The organism is Paraburkholderia sp. GAS32 (assembly GCF_050434225.1).
GTDB classification, from domain to species: Bacteria; Pseudomonadota; Gammaproteobacteria; order Burkholderiales; family Burkholderiaceae; genus Paraburkholderia; species Paraburkholderia madseniana.
Genome location: NZ_JBNPVS010000003.1, coordinates 118585 through 134347, shown reverse-complemented (window position 1 = coordinate 134347; position 15763 = coordinate 118585). Strand labels below are relative to the sequence as shown.

The 15763-nt window shown below is 58.7% G+C and carries 18 protein-coding genes and 1 pseudogene; 6 read left to right on the top strand and 13 right to left on the bottom strand.

The features are described from left to right. Window positions 1-74 precede the first annotated feature (74 nt). The 4 genes from P3T25_RS04575 to P3T25_RS04560 form a co-directional block, all read right to left on the bottom strand. Entirely contained in the window at window positions 75-983 is a 909-nt protein-coding gene (locus P3T25_RS04575) for a hypothetical protein (protein WP_429357596.1), read from the bottom strand. Window positions 984-1309: 326 nt separating this feature from the next. Further along, window positions 1310-1525 carry a glycine zipper 2TM domain-containing protein gene (locus P3T25_RS04570; protein ID WP_154565957.1) on the bottom strand — a complete coding sequence of 72 codons (216 nt, stop codon included), beginning with the start codon at window positions 1523-1525 and terminating at the stop codon, window positions 1310-1312. A 309-nt stretch (window positions 1526-1834) separates the two neighbouring features. After that, the gene (locus P3T25_RS04565) at window positions 1835-2263 is read right to left on the bottom strand and encodes a carboxypeptidase-like regulatory domain-containing protein (protein ID WP_154565956.1); all 429 of its coding nucleotides are present in this window, start codon (window positions 2261-2263) and stop codon (window positions 1835-1837) included. Between the two features lie 113 nt (window positions 2264-2376). Continuing rightward, a complete protein-coding gene (locus tag P3T25_RS04560; RefSeq protein ID WP_154565955.1) occupies window positions 2377-2526 on the bottom strand; it encodes a hypothetical protein in 150 nt (49 codons plus the stop codon). Window positions 2527-2890: 364 nt separating this feature from the next. On the opposite strand from P3T25_RS04560, the gene P3T25_RS04555 reads away from it, so the two are divergent. Then, entirely contained in the window at window positions 2891-3085 is a 195-nt protein-coding gene (locus P3T25_RS04555; protein ID WP_154565954.1) for a hypothetical protein, read from the top strand. Between the two features lie 268 nt (window positions 3086-3353). Here the strand turns inward: P3T25_RS04555 and P3T25_RS04550 are convergent, their stop codons facing one another. From P3T25_RS04550 to P3T25_RS04535, 4 genes are all read right to left on the bottom strand, one after another. Continuing rightward, window positions 3354-3530 carry a CsbD family protein gene (locus P3T25_RS04550; protein WP_154565953.1) on the bottom strand — a complete coding sequence of 59 codons (177 nt, stop codon included), beginning with the start codon at window positions 3528-3530 and terminating at the stop codon, window positions 3354-3356. Between the two features lie 125 nt (window positions 3531-3655). Further along, window positions 3656-3811, bottom strand: coding sequence for a DUF3309 family protein (locus tag P3T25_RS04545; RefSeq protein ID WP_154565952.1), 156 nt, complete (start codon window positions 3809-3811; stop codon window positions 3656-3658). A gap of 367 nt (window positions 3812-4178) precedes the next feature. Continuing rightward, the gene (locus tag P3T25_RS04540; protein WP_171928732.1) at window positions 4179-4898 is read right to left on the bottom strand and encodes a Crp/Fnr family transcriptional regulator; all 720 of its coding nucleotides are present in this window, start codon (window positions 4896-4898) and stop codon (window positions 4179-4181) included. 298 nt (window positions 4899-5196) lie between these two features. Beyond that, complete coding sequence (locus P3T25_RS04535) at window positions 5197-5802, bottom strand: sensor histidine kinase (RefSeq protein ID WP_171928713.1); 606 nt, start codon at window positions 5800-5802, stop codon at window positions 5197-5199. Window positions 5803-6236: 434 nt separating this feature from the next. Here P3T25_RS04535 and P3T25_RS04530 point away from each other — a divergent pair, with 434 nt between their 5' ends. From P3T25_RS04530 to P3T25_RS04520, 3 genes are all read left to right on the top strand, one after another. Continuing rightward, complete coding sequence (locus P3T25_RS04530) at window positions 6237-6683, top strand: hypothetical protein (protein ID WP_154565983.1); 447 nt, start codon at window positions 6237-6239, stop codon at window positions 6681-6683. Window positions 6684-8425: 1742 nt separating this feature from the next. Then, the gene (locus tag P3T25_RS04525) at window positions 8426-9046 is read left to right on the top strand and encodes a c-type cytochrome (protein WP_429357595.1); all 621 of its coding nucleotides are present in this window, start codon (window positions 8426-8428) and stop codon (window positions 9044-9046) included. Between the two features lie 216 nt (window positions 9047-9262). Then, the gene (locus tag P3T25_RS04520) at window positions 9263-9844 is read left to right on the top strand and encodes a hemerythrin domain-containing protein (protein ID WP_429357594.1); all 582 of its coding nucleotides are present in this window, start codon (window positions 9263-9265) and stop codon (window positions 9842-9844) included. A gap of 375 nt (window positions 9845-10219) precedes the next feature. On the opposite strand, the gene P3T25_RS04515 is transcribed toward P3T25_RS04520, so the two are convergent. From P3T25_RS04515 to P3T25_RS04500, 4 genes and pseudogenes are all read right to left on the bottom strand, one after another. Further along, window positions 10220-11158, bottom strand: coding sequence for a DUF1571 domain-containing protein (locus P3T25_RS04515; RefSeq protein ID WP_154565948.1), 939 nt, complete (start codon window positions 11156-11158; stop codon window positions 10220-10222). Window positions 11159-11374: 216 nt separating this feature from the next. Continuing rightward, complete coding sequence (locus tag P3T25_RS04510; RefSeq protein ID WP_154565947.1) at window positions 11375-11554, bottom strand: hypothetical protein; 180 nt, start codon at window positions 11552-11554, stop codon at window positions 11375-11377. 97 nt (window positions 11555-11651) lie between these two features. Then, window positions 11652-11849 carry a hypothetical protein gene (locus tag P3T25_RS04505; protein ID WP_154567992.1) on the bottom strand — a complete coding sequence of 66 codons (198 nt, stop codon included), beginning with the start codon at window positions 11847-11849 and terminating at the stop codon, window positions 11652-11654. A gap of 204 nt (window positions 11850-12053) precedes the next feature. Beyond that, window positions 12054-12996: pseudogene (locus tag P3T25_RS04500) on the bottom strand (PDZ domain-containing protein); the annotation flags it as partial. Window positions 12997-13012: 16 nt separating this feature from the next. Here P3T25_RS04500 and P3T25_RS04495 point away from each other — a divergent pair. Next, window positions 13013-13744 (top strand): IS6 family transposase, encoded by a 732-nt coding sequence (locus P3T25_RS04495; protein WP_429357593.1) that lies wholly within the window; start codon window positions 13013-13015, stop codon window positions 13742-13744. Between the two features lie 147 nt (window positions 13745-13891). Next, a complete protein-coding gene (locus P3T25_RS04490) occupies window positions 13892-14905 on the top strand; it encodes an IS110 family transposase (RefSeq protein ID WP_429357592.1) in 1014 nt (337 codons plus the stop codon). Window positions 14906-15481: 576 nt separating this feature from the next. Here P3T25_RS04490 and P3T25_RS04485 read toward each other — a convergent pair. Further along, a complete protein-coding gene (locus P3T25_RS04485) occupies window positions 15482-15637 on the bottom strand; it encodes a hypothetical protein (RefSeq protein ID WP_154567738.1) in 156 nt (51 codons plus the stop codon). Between the last annotated feature and the right edge of the window lie 126 nt (window positions 15638-15763).

Sequence of the window (15763 nt, the reverse complement as noted above, 5' to 3'; positions counted from 1 at the left end):
GCTTTCTGTACGACTTGATTCACGAAAAGTGACTTGCCAATGTCCAAAGGAGCCGTTATTGCGAAGATGTCCAACTACTGGCGGTTCTGAATGTGGCCCCCGTCCTGGTTCTCGCCACGCTTGTCCGGCTCTCCAGCCTTGTTTTCTCGCCCGCTCTCTTGAGGCACCGCTTGAGCGCGTTGCATCTGCGACGAAGGCTGCATTGATTGCGCCTGATGCATCGGCTGTGAGGGTGGCGTCTGCTGCACGACGTGCTCTGGTTGTCGTTGTTGCTGTTGCTGTTGTTGCCGCTGCTGTAGCTGTTGTTGATTCGGCTGCGAATGCAGTTCCTGAGTCGACGATCGTTGCATAGGCGCTTGCTGCTGAGGCCCGGCGCGCGAGCTGCCCGGGTTGTCCTGCTGTTGATAATCCCGCCGCGTTACGGCATCACGTGGCTGATAGCCGTAGTTCGCGGATCGAATCGCATATTGTTGTTCTCCCGTACGTGGATACCGGTCCCCTGAGTACTGTCGCTGGTAGTCTGGCGGCGGGGCTGCACGTGGGGCGGCGCGCCGGTCACATTGGTCCCATCCGCTTCGACGAGCCTCCCAGTTGCGGCCCCAGTGCTCACTCCAGTGTGGCGGAGCGTTGGCACTCCAACCACGAAAATACGCAGGAGGCTCGCGGTAGTAACCCACGGGAATGCGCAGCACAAACGGTGGCACATCCATTGGCCCCACCGACTGCCACGGACCGTTGTACCAGTTGCTCGAATACCAGTTGTCCTGCTGGCACACCCAGTACAGGCCGTCGTAGAAGAAGTAATTCGAATTCGCTCGAGGCGCGTAGTACACGGGATAGCCCGGCACCGGAACGAGTTCGGGATACGACTGCATGTTGATACCAATGTTGACGCCAGGCACTTCGACGTCGACGCTGATCTGGCCGCGGACTGAGATTGCCGGGCACAACAATATCGACAACGCAATAATCAGGTAACGCATTTTTGCCCCCGATAAGGTGTACTTTTTCAGCGCAAGTGCCGGCTACTGTGTATTGATCCCTGCCAACCATTGCGCGCAGTTTCGGCGGACGGATGCCGATAGATACAATGAGTCCCCGAATTTGCAGCCGTAAAATCTCTTGAACGCCGAGCCCAGGACCCACACACGCCGCTATCGACGCGCAGCACATGTCGAAAATCTCCTCGCCACTGCGAAACCAGCACTCGACGTCACCCTGAACGGTCACCATCTTTCATTCCCACCGTGGTGTCACCCCACCCGGGGAGATATCCACGGATGATCTGACTCCGTCCGGGCGCGCCGGGCTATTTACCGATCTGGTTGCCGACCACGCCGCCTACGACCGCGCCGCCAACTGTGCCTACCGCGCTACCGCCTGTAAGCACCGCTCCCCCGACGGCGCCTATCCCGGCACCAGCAGCCGTGTCGACACCTCGCTGGGACATGCCGGAGCAACCCAAGCCTTCAATCGCGACAAAGAGCGTTAGCGTACCTATTGAAAATAAGCGAGTGCTGTTCATTTTGATACCACCTATATACGTAAATGACGCGATCCGATGCGTCTGCCACCAAGGGCCACCGATACAGGTTTCACTCGTCCGCCAGTAGACACTTTCTTGTTACCCGAATTGCCGGTTCCCGTCGGTCCGGCAGCGTACATGTGCGGCCGACCCCCATCCTTGAGATGTACGGTGGTAGAGGAAGCCGCTAAAAATAAATCGCAGGCGCGTCCGAATACGGTTTAGTCGAATCCCAACGCAATCAAAATCTACGGGAAAAATCGCTTTAATCTCGACAGACGGCCGGCGACATCTCTTTAAGCGCGGCAACTACATTGCCCAGACAAACGTCTGGCGCGCGTGAGCGGCATTTGAAATATTCATCGTACGATGTTCCGCTTGCCCCTTATAGCTAACGCTGACCGTGTAATGTCCACTGGGGAGAGAAACCAGCATGAACGGGCCATCCGAACTCGTCTCCAGAACAGTGTTCCCTTTGCCATCCGTGATCGTGACGGGGACATCCGAAAGATATTGATTCTGGTTGCTCGTCTTGCCGACGAACGTCAGCACCATGGGGTAGCTGTGCATGACGTCTTTGATCGCTCGTGCCTGGTCGCTCCCGATCCCCCCCGATAGATATGTCACGTCCCCTGCATGCTGTATCGCCGGAAGGTCCGTCTCCGCCGCAAAAGCGATATTCACGCCAAAAGCCACACCTAGAATCACTACCCATTGCAAGACGTTGCGCTTTTTCATGTCAGACTCCAATGAACACATCCATCCCGCGGCGCATCGGCCTGCTCATGCCTCGGGTAGTGTGATCATCGCGACATCAGATTGAATGCGCGCATTGCGCTGTGCTTCAACTTTTAACGAGTATGGTGTTCACCATTGCCGGCATTGCCTTGATGCATCGCATCCGCAGAACCCAAATCAGCTGTCTTTGAATTTTTCGCCGTAATGGCAGCAGCGGCCATTGCAAACGATCGAAGATTGCCGTTCTGTGTGCGGCGTGTCATGGGAAGTCCACGACACTCACGTACACGGTACGCGCAACACGAACCGTAGTCGGTACGGTGCCGTACTGGTTCCGGAGCAGCATGGTCGACCTGCACCGATGCAGCCCAATTGGCAAATACACAGGTATCTATATCAATAAGTAACGGCGGGTTTTGGCAAACTGGCTGACATGCCGTGATATGGATTGATTCCGCCGTTCAGGCAGCTGTGCAAACCAGTAACATTTCCGTCGAAACAGCTTCCGCAGTATGTCTTTGTGAGGTTTGCACAAGTGATTCTCAAAAGAGGGAGTCGAGTAGACGCTACCGTACAGACGAAAGAATGTCGTCCGGATCAAGATGATCTCAATAACAGGAGGCCACCATGTACATCCAACTTTCACCCGAGGCCATCCAGACTCTCAAATCGCTTGACCGAATTCCAGATCCACAGGCGCAGAGACTGTGCCCCGTGGCGGTGGAGCTATTGACGCTAGGGCTTGCATACGAGTCGCACAGCTATGGCGCCATCAATATGACCGCTGCGGGCCGGCTCTGGCTGAACCAGCATGCGGTGTAGCTCGCAATTGCACGCCGAACCCATTGCGCTGCCTGCAGTGGATATGCTCAAACCTGTTCCGGGTTCAGCCAATGGCGTAGTTGCCCTTGGGATGCTTGTGACTGCCATCCCACAGGGACTTACTTCGGTCGTAGTTGTCCACGATGCTGTGCGCGTCGAGTTCAGCCGGTACAGCCTTGTCGATTTCGTGCAAATCAACAGCAAAGGCGTCACGCGAGCACTTTGCCCCACTACGTGACGCCTCAAAACCTGTCGGCGCGAAAACAGCCTACGGCTGCTTCTTCAGTTGCTCCTTTGCATCGCCGTACGCGGCCCGTGTCTTGCCAACGACCTGTTCGACCTTACCCTTCACCTGGGTCGTTTCGCTCCCCGTGGCTTTGCCGACAGCTTCCTTGACCTTTCCCCTTGCTTCCTCGACGCGACCTTTCACCTGATCCTTGTTCATGACATTGCTCCTTGAAAATGACGGATGACCGAACTTCTCGACGCGTGCAGGTCACTCGTTTTCTGATGGCACGGTACGACAACGGCTGCCCGTGAACGGATCATCCAGACAGGAATTTTGCGCTCTTATATTCTGCCCAGAAGCAGCAATATGAGAACGACGACCAGCAGCACACCCAGCATCCCGCTTGGCATATAGCCCCACGAACGGCTGTGCGGCCAGGTCGGCATCGCTCCCATCAACAGGAACGCCAGCACGACTATCAATAGTATGCTCAACATGAAAGGACTCCTTTCCGACTCCGTGTTACGACGATCCCGTCGCCGCTCTCTCGTCACGTGCCTGAATCTTCAGGCCCTTCGCGAGGTATCTTCGCAAAATTAAAAGTGATACTGACCGGCTTCCGCACAACCCGGAAAAGACCCGCCCTGTAGCGTGAGGCTGGCATTGATTTGCCGCGCAGTCGGTACGGTGGTGGACATCGGGATTTCTTTTTTTTTCGCCCGGGGTTCGCGACTGCCGTGTGCCGGGGTACAGGGTTCAATTGCGTGCCCCCTTGATAAAGAGCACCAGCGGCATTCCACGGGAGTGCTGCAGGGGACACGCCCGTAGCTCGGCGCTGCCCGCCCGCGCAGGAATAGTGCGCGTTTAAATCGCCTTCAGATCAGGCAACAGCCGGTCGAACTCCCGTTTCACCACGCCATAGCACTCGCACACACGCTTTTCGAGTCCCGGTCGATCCAGGACCTCGATGTGGCCATGACCGTAGCGAATCAGCCCCGCGTCCTGGAGTTTCAGCGCCGCTTCCGTCACGCCGGATCTGCGCACGCCAAGCATGTTGGCGATCAGTTCCTGTGTCATCTTCAGCTCGTTTGACGGCAGGCGGTCCATGCTGAGCAGCAGCCAGCGGCACAACTGCTGGTCGATCGAATGATGCCGGTTGCAAACGGCGGTCTGGGCCATCTGGGTGATCAATGCCTGGGTATAGCGCAGCAATAACCGCTGAACCGGGCCGGCGCGATGAAATTCGTCTTTCAGGATGCGCGCATCGAGTCGATACGCCTGGCCTTCGCTTTGCACGACTGCCCGGTTTGGCGTTGTTTCACCGCCCATGAAGAGCGCAATACCGATGATCCCTTCGTTGCCCACAATTGCGATCTCGGCGGACGCGCCGTCCTCCATCACATAGAGCAGCGATACGATGGACGTTGTCGGAAAATAGACGTGATCTAGGCGATCGCCAGACTCGTACACGACCTGCCCCAGGGGCATTTCGACCGGTACGAGATGCGGCGCCACGCGCGCCCGCTCTGCTTCCGGTAGAACCGAAAGCAGGTGATTCTCTCTGGAATGTTGCTCGTTTTCCATGCCCCGCTCCCCGACATTCTCCAGAAAGTGCACCGTTTTCGCAGAATTGTTCTTAACAGTATCAGGCATCAGCGGCAGTTGCATGAATGCGCCAGACGAATCGGCGAGGATGTCGAACCTGACTAAACCGCGTTTAAATTATAGTTCGCGTGCGCCTGGTGGTACGTTGCGGCGCGCTGCGACGCGCCACCGGCCATGCCTTAACGGGTCTGCGCGGACAGGTCTGTCACCTGCGAGAAATGTGTCGTCCGCTGGCTGGCTCAGCAGCAGACTGAATGTGTGGCTGAATAGCCCGCCGTCACGCCGGCTCACCAGCCATGCGCCGTTCCAGCACGATCGGCAGCCGGAGCGTGAATTCGCTGCCCGTATCGGGGCCGGCACTGGTCGCCGACACCGTTCCGCCATGCGATTCGGCGACCGCTTTCACCACGGCAAGACCGACCCCCAAACCGCCGGCACTCGCCGCAATCGTTCTGCTGGATTGAGCGAAGAGCTCGAAGATATGTGGCAGGAGCGCCGCCGATATGCCCAGACCATTATCCTTGACGGACACCACAAGGTCCTTCCCGTCTGCGAGCACGTTCACGGTGATGCAACCTTTCTCCGGCGTGTATTTCACTGCGTTATGCAGGAGGTTGTTGACGGCCTGTGCAAGACGCACAGGATCGCCTTCAATGCGTAGTGCCCTGTCGGCAATCTGCACGGTGAGCGTCTGGCCGCGTTGGGCTGCCGCCAGTGCGGCTGCGGTGAGAGGGGCGGCCGGCGGAGAATGACTGGAAAAAGCGATCGACGCCCCTTGCAGCGGGCGTTCCATCATTTTATCTGTCACGTCCGCGTGGTGCGTGTCGGGCGTGCCAACAGACCACCGGAAAGATACTGGATGAGCTGACATGTTGATCCCCATATCGCGCCCTTCGGGTCGCGATGCGCCAATACCCGGTGGTTCGCCAATGCCTGCATCGCGAGAGCGACCCGAAGATCACTGGTACGCGCAGGTTGAAATAGCACGGTCTCACGGAGGATATGGTATGTCTGCACGGTGACGTTCAGATCAGTAAAAACAACCGCATCGAGCCCATCAAGGGGGATGGGCGGGCCCGCGTCGGCGTCCCGACTGCCTGCAGCGATGGATCACCGAACCTGCCGCCGTTTCTGACACCTATTTTCCGGCGACCCGCTCGCCGGCCTGCTTCCAGGAACAGGCCACATGATTGATTCGGGGCCGCACCTCGGTGGTTGCGGTAGGGGTTTGACTGCAGGTCATCGGCCTGCCACCGTACAGACATCTTCCGACGGACGTGAGACGCTGGCGCAGGATAGAACCGGATGCCCCCCATCATGACCAAGGTCGCTCTCAACACGCTAACCGTGCTCACTGCAATAGGCGCGGGGCTCATTCCAGTGACGTGCTGCGCCTACCCTCTCGATGCGCAACTCGACTGCAAATCGAACGCGCATGCGTTCATCGCCCCGCTATTGAACGCTCAATATATCGATCCGAAACCGATGCGTGTCGAAGTGAACTCGGTCAACGCATTTCGACCGACGCACGACAGCAACCTGACGGCTTTCGGGTTCCGTGTCTACGCCGTTCTCGGGTATGAGCGCGACGACACAATATTCAAACAGGGAAGTGGCCAGCCCATTACGCCGTCAGCATATGGCGCTGTAGTCCTTGGCCCCGCCGAGGCAGTAGAAGCCCGCGCACGCGAGGCTGGCAGCGACGCTGTCGTTCGCCAAGTCGTCCCCCTCCTGCTCACGGCCATCTTCTGCAGCGAGCACTGACGCACTATCCGCGCGTAGGAACACCCGCCGACGCTGCGTTCTGCCACGAGCGGCCGTAATGGCCGAAGCTCAGACGCTCGCGCCGATGCACTGATCGGCAACATTGGGCTCGCCGCAAATGTTCGTTTCAGGGGGGCTAATTGTCCGCAGCGGCCAGCATGCAACTGTCATTAACGTCGACATTGACCCGCACTAACAAGTCTATTGGCTCGATCCTCTCCCATCCGGCGTCTAACCAATGTATCCGTCAATACCCAATATATTAAATATGTAGTCCTTTGGTTTTAACAACTGCTGCTGAAGGCAGTCCGACGACGCGATGAGGGCTGGCATCGCCCAACTTGGTCCGCGGATTTCTAACTCAGAACACAGTCCACGCGTCGACCAGCAGGCAACGCCTACGCAGCAACCACGCAGTTGTGGCCTTCATGTTTCGCGCGATAGGGCCGTTTGTCGGCGAATTTGCACAAACCGATGAGGCTATATATTGCGGCTGCTCGCTCCCCACCCGAATCGGAATCCAGGAGCATATGTTCCGTCGCCCGATTGCGCACGCCCTCACGCCTCGTCATCCATTCTTTGGCGTTTCTCTCCTGCTTCGGCCTGACATCACTTCGCGATTGACCCTCCAGACTTGCAACGGCTTTGCGGGCCTCATTGGTCGCTCTCTGGGCGTCAGCGCTGCGCTTGGCGCGGCTCCCAGCCTGTCGACGGCCTGCGTCCACTACCGTACAAACTGATTTAACGGGTTGCGATATGATGCTTTCGAGGGCTCGCTGCAAGCCTTCGCAACGAGCCGCTAAGGTCGCCGCCAGTTTCCGCCGACCGATCGAAAAATCCAGGGAGGCGAGATGCTCAGGTTGGCGCTGTGGGCTATATTGGCCGTGCCGGTTTTTCTGGTTGGCCAGCTTGTCGTATTAGCCCTGCTTCTCATCGTCGTAACTCTGAACTGCCTCGATAGACTCACTGCACCGCACGCTAAGCGGATGTCGGGCGCCGCCGCGAAGGAGTGACGCCGCGAGAGACTGGTGCGCCAACTTGTGCCACGGGCAATATGCCGCGGTCGTCTATTGCGGGGGGATTGAGGTGGCGCTTAAGTCTGGCCGATGAACGCGCCCACAATCGTACAGGCAGATTTGGTGCCCTCCCAGTATGATTGTTTTCAGGCCGACAGCGGCTCTCGAGACGTGCGTTCAGGCCGCATCAACCCCTTGATGAGCGACCTTTTTTGTACAGCAAGGCAGTACGAAAATGAACCCTTTCGGTCGCGCTCGCTGGCTAGGACCGGCTCTGCCTCTCGGCGATGCGCGTCACTAAAGCGACGACCAATCAGTGACGAGCCTTCGTCCCCAGGTTGGCACCGGCTGGAAAAAGTGGATGCCAGCGCCAAAAAGGCCTGCGCGCTGTCGTGAATGATCGGCACCGCGCCATGAATGCCAGAGACAGGCGTTCCATTTCCGCAATCAATACACCTGGCACGATCGATGCTGCTGCTGCTCTGCAAGCGGCGGAATCGACGTTCGAAACCTCGCAACTGTTTGCGGCAGTCGATTCGCTTGACGTATTGCGCGCCCCTCGTTGCCCTCCAGTTTGATGGGGAACATTACCCGCGCCGTTTCGTATGTGTGAAACCGCACGCCTGCCTTCAACTTTCTCTGCGCGCCGAGCCTGGATAGCTCATATGCTGACCAGATGGCCCGGCCACTGATATTTTCAATCCGCTCAGCCTGACGAGAACGTCCATGAAAAAGATACTTGCTCCCCGGATGTCCGCGGTCGCGCTACTTGCCGCCACTGGCATCGCCTTGATACCAGCCCTCACACAAGCCGAGGATGGCGCCCGCATTGCCGGGCAGATTTGCTCCGGCTGCCACGGCGTACACGGGCGCAGCGAATCGCCGATGTTTCCGAAGCTCAACGCCCAGACACCTGAATACATCGAAGCCCAGCTCAAGGGATTCCACGAACACGCGCGTGGCGAAACCGCTGCCCGCGATTACATGTGGGGCATGGCCGCACTGCTGGACGAGGCAGCCGTCAAATCGCTGGCGGATTACTACTCGCATCAGGCCGCAACCCGGGGCGCGGCGGGCGACCCCACCTTGATGGCCAAGGGCCAGGAAATCTTCGAACACGGCGTGCCGGACAAGGGCGTGCCGGCCTGCGCTTCATGCCACGGCGCGCAGGCCCAGGGGGTCGGTACGTTTCCGCGCCTCGCAGGGCAGCATCAGGAGTATCTGCTGCGTCAGATCCAGGTCTTCCAGAACGGTACCCGCGCCAACGCGCCCGTGATGACCGCCGTCGCGCATACGTTGAGCGCCGACCAGGCCAAGGCGGTTGCGGCCTTTCTGCAATCCAGATAAGCAGTTGCCAAATTATGCGGTCGACGGGCGCTGACCCCATGCGCCACCCTGCCCGCACAGCCGTTGATCTCCATCAAAGCAGTGGCGCGGCGCGCTTTGATGTCGAGCGGCGGATGACTAGCATTAAGGTACCGGCGCAGCTTCCTTCTCATGCCGCTGGTGTGAAGCGGCAAATCGATTCGCCAATGCTTTTCATATTCTGCTTCGGAGTTTGATATGCAGTCTCTGGGACCGCGCTCTGCCATAACCGTCATCCTTCATGAACACGAGCAGATGTCGGCCGTGGTAGAGGGCATGCGACGCTTTGTGGGCCTGCTGGCAGCAGGTACGCCGGCTCCGGGCGTCATGGTGCTTCGGGCGATGCTTTACTACATCCGCGAGTACCCTCAGCAGGTGCACCATCCCAAAGAGGATCGTTACCTGTTCACGCCGCTGCGGGATCGGACTGATGAATTTGACCACGTCCTTACGGAACTGGAGTCCCAGCACGCTCGAGGTGACGTGAGGTTGAGGGATATCGAGCACGCGCTGACCCGGTATGAATTGAAGGGCGCTCCCGCACTTCGGGAGTTGCGAGCCTTGGTGGATGCGTATGCCGAGTTCTATGCAGACCACCGGTGCATGGAAGAGACGTTGATCTTGCCGGCCGCCAGACGTCTGCTGACAAACGAAGACTGGGCGGAAGTCGACGCCGCTTTTGGAGCAAATCGCGATCCGTTCGACGGGGTAAAACTTGAAGACGATCTCGGCAAATTATTCTCGATGATCGTCAGAACGATCCCGGAGGCGGAAAGTTAGCAGTTCGGTTGCGCGTCGCGATGGGCGGCCGGTCACGTGATACAAATGCGGATCAGCGGGATCCGTTGGCGCGTAATTGAACAAAGAGTTCTTTTGAGCACCAAACGCCGACGCGGGAGGGGATATGCGTGGATGAGCCGGGATCACGATTTCGAACATCGGGTCGCGAATTTCCTCGCAGGCCTCGGCTGTTCGCTAGTCGTCATCGGTTTCGACCTGGCTTTGCAGTACTCGCTGTAGCGCGAGTTCTGCGGGGTCGGCCAGGTCCGCTTTCAGCAACGCCGACTGTCTCGTTATGGTCGACCAGAGGCTGTCGTGCCTGCCCGAATTGAATAGCCGCGCGGGTGTCTGGCTCCCGCATCACACATCAGCTGATCAGAACTTGTACTCCGGATTCTTTGGATCGAATACCGAGTCGTCGAAATGTTTCGGCGTCACCTCCGTGAACGAAAACTTCTCCAAGAGTTCCTTGTCGTTGTCCCACGCTTCGCTCGTGCGAAAAAAAGGTTGCCGCAAGTCGAGGCCGAGCCGCTCCTTCTTTGCATAGAAGTCGGGCCGCCCGGTAGGTGTTTCCCACGTGAACGCCACTACGCGCGCACCATGATCGTTTAGCACCTCGATCTTGGAGGACTTCTCGACGCCTGCCGCGCGATACTTCTTCAGCTCAGCCAGAAACAGATCCGTGAAATAGTCTATGCCCAGTTCACGCACGGTATGGTTCGACTGCGCCTTGACGCGAGCGCCATCGATTGGTACCCACAACGACACGAGGTTGAGGATCCCACCCGGATGCGCGTAAAGCTGGTCTGGATCCTTCTTCTCGTCATAAATCATTTCCTGCCCGGCATTCCTGCCGTCAGCCAGCCACTTGACATAGACTTGCCGTGGCTCCTGACGATAGCGGACCAGCATGTGAGCCGGCTTCGTCTGCCACTTGCCTTTCACGCGTTGTTGGCTGAACGTCTGGAACTCGCACTCCCGGTAGCGCGTGATGCCCGTCTGCACGTAGCGAGGCACAGTGTCGGGCGCGAGCGCTTGAAAGAGTTCGATCAGTTGCGCGTCGTCCAATCTCTCGAGCTCACCGCTTTGCGCGGCGCGGCTTAGCCAGGCGACCTGGCGCTCGACAGGCAGACTCGCCACCTGCGCGATCGCGACGGGTGACTGATCTGCCGGCGCTGGATGGCTCGCCGGTGTCGGCGCGTCCTCAGCATGCCCCGGCGCGACAATCATTGCAGCCGATATGAGCGCTAGAAATGCGAGCCTCGCGAACCCTGCGGCGCGGGACTTTATTGACGTCTTGGCGACACCCAGCATGTGGCACCTCGGTTTCGTCGATTTTTCGTTAAGACAGCGAGGCAAGCACGATCTGCAGCCTTCTGACATGAGCCTTGAACGCGTCGCGCGTTTCGCGATCGGCTGTCGATCAAGTGCGACGTCTCGGCGATTTCGACGTGCTCATGGAAGTCATCGGCGACCTTGCTCCTTATGTCCGGTGGCAACGATCGAACGATAGCGACCAGTAAAGCCTCCTCAGCGTGAATCATCCCAGTATGGAACGGTTATCGAAGCGAAGGTCCGGTGGATCACAGGTGCGATGTTCGGGTCGGCCAACCACATGATCTTTTGCGCATCCGCCAGCGCCCTGCGCACAAGCGTCACTCGGCTAGTAACGAAGTCAACGCGAACTCCATCAATGGCGTTGATGGACATCGCTGGTCCCGTCGTGAGTCTCGAGGAATCCTGGCACGATCAATTCATGGGTTGACTCGCTTAGGGCACGGTTTCAGCCGCGCGTCGCGCGGCCGGATCAATTGTGCGTCTCCCGCACGTACGCCCGCCCCTTCTCTGTGATCAGACGCCCGCCGTGTGGGGCCGCCGAAATCAGGTCGCGCTTTTCCAGTTCGGTCTGGATGTCCCATTCAACCATGAGAGGTTGGTCGCTCGCCGCGCGTTGGCTGAGTTCCAGAAGCGTTTCTTGCGCTCTGGTGCTGAGCTCTTGTGCCATGGTCGTCTCCTTCCAGGTGTTCAAGGAATTCTAGTATGAAGCAACGTCCAATCCTTTCACCGACGCAATGGCGCGCGTTCGCAGCGGTAAGTCTTCACAGTCGCCGCCGAAACGCTCGGCTAACAATAGGTCCCGCGTCGGTCTTGCGACGTTGCGGCGCAACCCTGCTTCCTCGCACCACCAACGCTGCCCACGTCCCGCTGATCATTTAACCTCGACCAAAACAAAACTGCGTGCGTGGTTGCGCTGGATCAGCACGGCTACTTGTTTCCCTGCCTTGGCTTCCAGCGCAGTCACGTCCGCCTGCGTTTCGACCAACGTGTCGTTGAGCGACAGGACGATATCGCCAGACTGGATGCCGGCTTTTGCCGCCGGGCCCATCAACTCCGTCCACCATCAGACCGACGGCCAGGTCGCTCGCGCGCCGCTCGTCCTCATTCAGCGGATGCATGCTCAAGCCCAGGCGATCCCCTGAGCCGCTTTCGCTTGGTCGGGCTTTGGGGCTGGAGCTTTCCGCGGACGCGCCGACCATGACCGTGATTGTCATCGGCCTTCGATTGCGGATCAGCTTGAGTGCGGTTTTTGTCCCAGGAGGCAAAGCAGCGGCATCCTCGCCGAGTTCGGCCGAGCGATCAATCGGCTTGTCGCCGATCCGGATGATCACGTCGCCTGGCTTGAGACCGCTTGCGGCGGCCGTTGTGCCGGGCGCGACGGAATTGACCAGCGCACCTGCCGGTCGCGGCAGGCCAAAGGCCACGGCCAGGCCGGGGCCGACGTCCTGCACTTCCACGCCAAGGCCGCCCGGAGAGGTCGCTTGCGTGGCTTGCACCTGCAATCGCACCTTGGCCGCCATGTTGATCGGGATGGCAAAGGCCAGGCTGGGGTACCTGTCTGAGTCCGCATAAACCTGCACGTCAATGCCGACCACCTCGCCAGCACGGTTGAACAGCGGGCCGCCCGAGTTGTCGGGGTTGACGGAGACGTCGGTCTGGAAAAGGGGAAAATTGCTGCCATCCGGTAGCGTGCGGGAAGTGGCGCTGACTATGCCGGCTGTGACGGTATTCTGGAAGCGGTCGGGCGAGCCGATCGCCAGGACCTGTTCGCCGACGCGCACTCGCGACGGCTCTGTCAGCTTGGCGGGGAGGCGGCGGTAGAATGAAGTGATGAAGAAAACGAAATCGCTTTATCACGGTCACCGCTTCCCTGCCGTCGTCATCAGCTGCGCGGTTCGCTGGTATTTCTGGTTCAGCCTGAGCCTTCGCGACATCGAGGAGTTGTTGCTTGAGCGTGGTGTCGTGGTCACATACGAAACGATCCGTTGCTGGTGCGACAAGTTCGGCGCTCGATTCGCCCATTGTGCCAAAGCGGCGCGGCGCAAGCCGGGCAGCACATGGCATCTGGACGAAATGTTCGTGACGCTGCGCGGCGAGCCGTATCTGTTGTGGCGAGCGGTCGACGAGCATGGTGCCGAACTCGACGTGCTGGTGCAAAAGCGGCGCGACAAGGCTGCGGCAAAGCGCTTCTTCCGGCGGGTGCTGCGTTCAAACCCGCTGCCGCGCAAGATCGTTACCGACCAGTTGCGCAGCTATCGCGCAGCAAACGCTGACATTCCCGAGCTCGCTCATGTAAAGCACGTCTTCGTCCAAGCGGCTGCACGCGTGAACAACCGTGCCGAGAACAGCCATCAGCCGACCCGTAGGCGCGAACGCCAGATGTGCGGCTTTCGCGATGCGCGTCGCACGCAGGCATTCCTCTCATGCTTCGGCCCAATCCGGCAGCACTTCGCGTTGCCCAGACATCAAATGAACGCGGCATGTCATCGTGCCGTACTCAAAGAACGCTTCGCCACATGGCATGGTTGGACTGTTACTGTCGCACTCGAGGAAGCTATCTGATACGGATACCTACGCTTTAGCAACACGGGCAGTCGACGGCCGCCAAGTTGATAATCATTGAAAGGCCTCCTGGCCGCCCCAGAAAAGGGGGCGGCCAGGGTCTAGAGTTGAGATGCAACCCTCAACCGACCCTTTCAGGAGGCTGAAATGAAGTATAGCGGCATCGATCTGCACTCGAACAACGCCGTAGTCGCCGTGATTGACGACCGGGACCGGGTGCTGTACTGCAAGCGGCTGGCCAATGATCTCCGACTCATAATGGCCGCGCTGGAGCCCTATCGGGATGAACTGCAGGGAGTGGTCGTGGAATCAACGTTCAACTGGTACTGGCTTGTCGACGGACTGATGGCCGACGGTTTTGCCGTACATCTGGCCAATACCGCAGCGATCAAACAGTACGAGGGCCTGAAGTACTCAGGTGACGAACACGACGCCGTATTCCTTGCCCACATTTTTCGGCTTGGACTACTGCCCGAAGGCTACATTTATCCGTCGCACGAACGCGCGTTGCGCGACCTGGCCCGCAAGCGCATGCAGCTTGTCCAGCAACGCACCCTGAACATCCTGAGTATCGAAAGCCTGCTTGCCAGGCAGCTCAATCTACGCATCAACGGAGAACACGTGCGGCGTCTCGACGACGCAGCGGTGCGAGCACTCGCGTTGCCGCCGCACGTCGAGCGCGCGCTGATGGCCAACCTTGCCGTGCTCCATACGCTGTGCGCAGAGATTGAGGCGCTTGAGGTCATTCTCCACAAGGAAGTCAAGCTGCGCCCGCAGTTCGACATCCTCAAGAGCGCGCCCGGAATCGGCAACATCCTTGCGGTCACCATCATGCTAGAAACCGGCACCATCACACGCTTCGCCAGCGTCGGCCATTTCAGCTCCTATTGCCGCTGCGTGGAAAGCAAGCGCATCTCCAACGGCAAGAAGAAGGGCGAAGGAAATGCACGCAACGGCAACCGTTACCTTGCCTGGGCATTCGTCGAGGCTGCTGCCGGAGCGTTGCGCTGCTGTCCAGAGGCCAGGCGTTTCTATGACCGCAAAAAGTCAAAGCGCCTGCCCGTCGTGGCCATGAAGGCGCTCGCACACAAGCTCGCGCGTGCCGCTTATTACATGATGCGGGAGGGCAAACCCTTTGACCTCAACCGATGTTTCGGCTGACCTTGGCGGGGGGTGACGAGCCCGGCGGCTTTGTTGGCATCAAACCAGCAAGTTGATTGGGACACATCCCCGGCCATCCCCGATGCAGCGTAACGACTGAAACGCCCAGACCATGAGCCCGAACAAGCCTGGTACCCACACAGGTAACCACATTGTTGTCTCAACCCCTGGACATTGGCCTGGTACCGACGGTTTTCTGGGGCTCCACGTGAGCCAGGGGCGAAGGGCAGAACACCGCCACTCGCCTTGAACCCGATGGGTGACTGGTGCGGATCAGTTCCGCAACCAGATGAACGAAATACCGGATGCGCCGCGACGCTTCGCTTCGCACGGGGCTGGCGACCGCTTCGCAACAACCCAAGGCCGCGCCTTGTGGGTAGAACTGTACCGCTTTCCAACGGCCTTTCAATGGGTGACAGAGCCGGTGAAAGTGCAACGAGCCGATGTGGTTTTGCCGATATCTCCTGGCCCTTCACAACAGCGGGAGAAGTCAATGCTTCGTGAGCCGTTTCGCTGGTCAGAATTCTGAAAATAAGCGATTCGCATGCGATGTAATAAATGTTTCTCAATAACAGGTTATAAGCGGCCTTTCTGAAAAAGACAATGCTTGCCTATAAATGGCGCATTCAAATATGAATTGGTGGCGTTGCGCGGTGCCGTTGATTGGACTGCCAATTCAGACATCGGGTGCGCGGCCAGATCGACCTGGGCCACACCAGTCAAGGCTTTCATGGCCTCCGCACCGGCATGGCGAGGGCAATGCGTTGTCGTCGATATGCAGACTAAATAAACAGACAAATCAAAAGTGTACTTCGCATATTGCAATTGAAAATTGTGCGGTTATGATGACGTCTCCGT

Coding starts and splice junctions, on each gene's coding strand:
- P3T25_RS04520 (WP_429357594.1), top strand. CDS start 9,263: ATGCAGTCTCTGGGACCGCGCTCTGCCATAACCGTCATCCTTCATGAA.
- P3T25_RS04575 (WP_429357596.1), bottom strand. CDS start 983: ATGCGTTACCTGATTATTGCGTTGTCGATATTGTTGTGCCCGGCAATC.
- P3T25_RS04570 (WP_154565957.1), bottom strand. CDS start 1,525: ATGAACAGCACTCGCTTATTTTCAATAGGTACGCTAACGCTCTTTGTC.
- P3T25_RS04540 (WP_171928732.1), bottom strand. CDS start 4,898: ATGGAAAACGAGCAACATTCCAGAGAGAATCACCTGCTTTCGGTTCTA.
- P3T25_RS04545 (WP_154565952.1), bottom strand. CDS start 3,811: ATGTTGAGCATACTATTGATAGTCGTGCTGGCGTTCCTGTTGATGGGA.
- P3T25_RS04555 (WP_154565954.1), top strand. CDS start 2,891: ATGTACATCCAACTTTCACCCGAGGCCATCCAGACTCTCAAATCGCTT.
- P3T25_RS04490 (WP_429357592.1), top strand. CDS start 13,892: ATGAAGTATAGCGGCATCGATCTGCACTCGAACAACGCCGTAGTCGCC.
- P3T25_RS04560 (WP_154565955.1), bottom strand. CDS start 2,526: ATGACACGCCGCACACAGAACGGCAATCTTCGATCGTTTGCAATGGCC.
- P3T25_RS04495 (WP_429357593.1), top strand. CDS start 13,013: ATGAAGAAAACGAAATCGCTTTATCACGGTCACCGCTTCCCTGCCGTC.
- P3T25_RS04565 (WP_154565956.1), bottom strand. CDS start 2,263: ATGAAAAAGCGCAACGTCTTGCAATGGGTAGTGATTCTAGGTGTGGCT.
- P3T25_RS04485 (WP_154567738.1), bottom strand. CDS start 15,637: ATGAAAGCCTTGACTGGTGTGGCCCAGGTCGATCTGGCCGCGCACCCG.
- P3T25_RS04505 (WP_154567992.1), bottom strand. CDS start 11,849: ATGGCACAAGAGCTCAGCACCAGAGCGCAAGAAACGCTTCTGGAACTC.
- P3T25_RS04525 (WP_429357595.1), top strand. CDS start 8,426: ATGAAAAAGATACTTGCTCCCCGGATGTCCGCGGTCGCGCTACTTGCC.
- P3T25_RS04535 (WP_171928713.1), bottom strand. CDS start 5,802: ATGGGGATCAACATGTCAGCTCATCCAGTATCTTTCCGGTGGTCTGTT.
- P3T25_RS04515 (WP_154565948.1), bottom strand. CDS start 11,158: ATGCTGGGTGTCGCCAAGACGTCAATAAAGTCCCGCGCCGCAGGGTTC.
- P3T25_RS04530 (WP_154565983.1), top strand. CDS start 6,237: ATGACCAAGGTCGCTCTCAACACGCTAACCGTGCTCACTGCAATAGGC.
- P3T25_RS04510 (WP_154565947.1), bottom strand. CDS start 11,554: ATGTCCATCAACGCCATTGATGGAGTTCGCGTTGACTTCGTTACTAGC.
- P3T25_RS04550 (WP_154565953.1), bottom strand. CDS start 3,530: ATGAACAAGGATCAGGTGAAAGGTCGCGTCGAGGAAGCAAGGGGAAAG.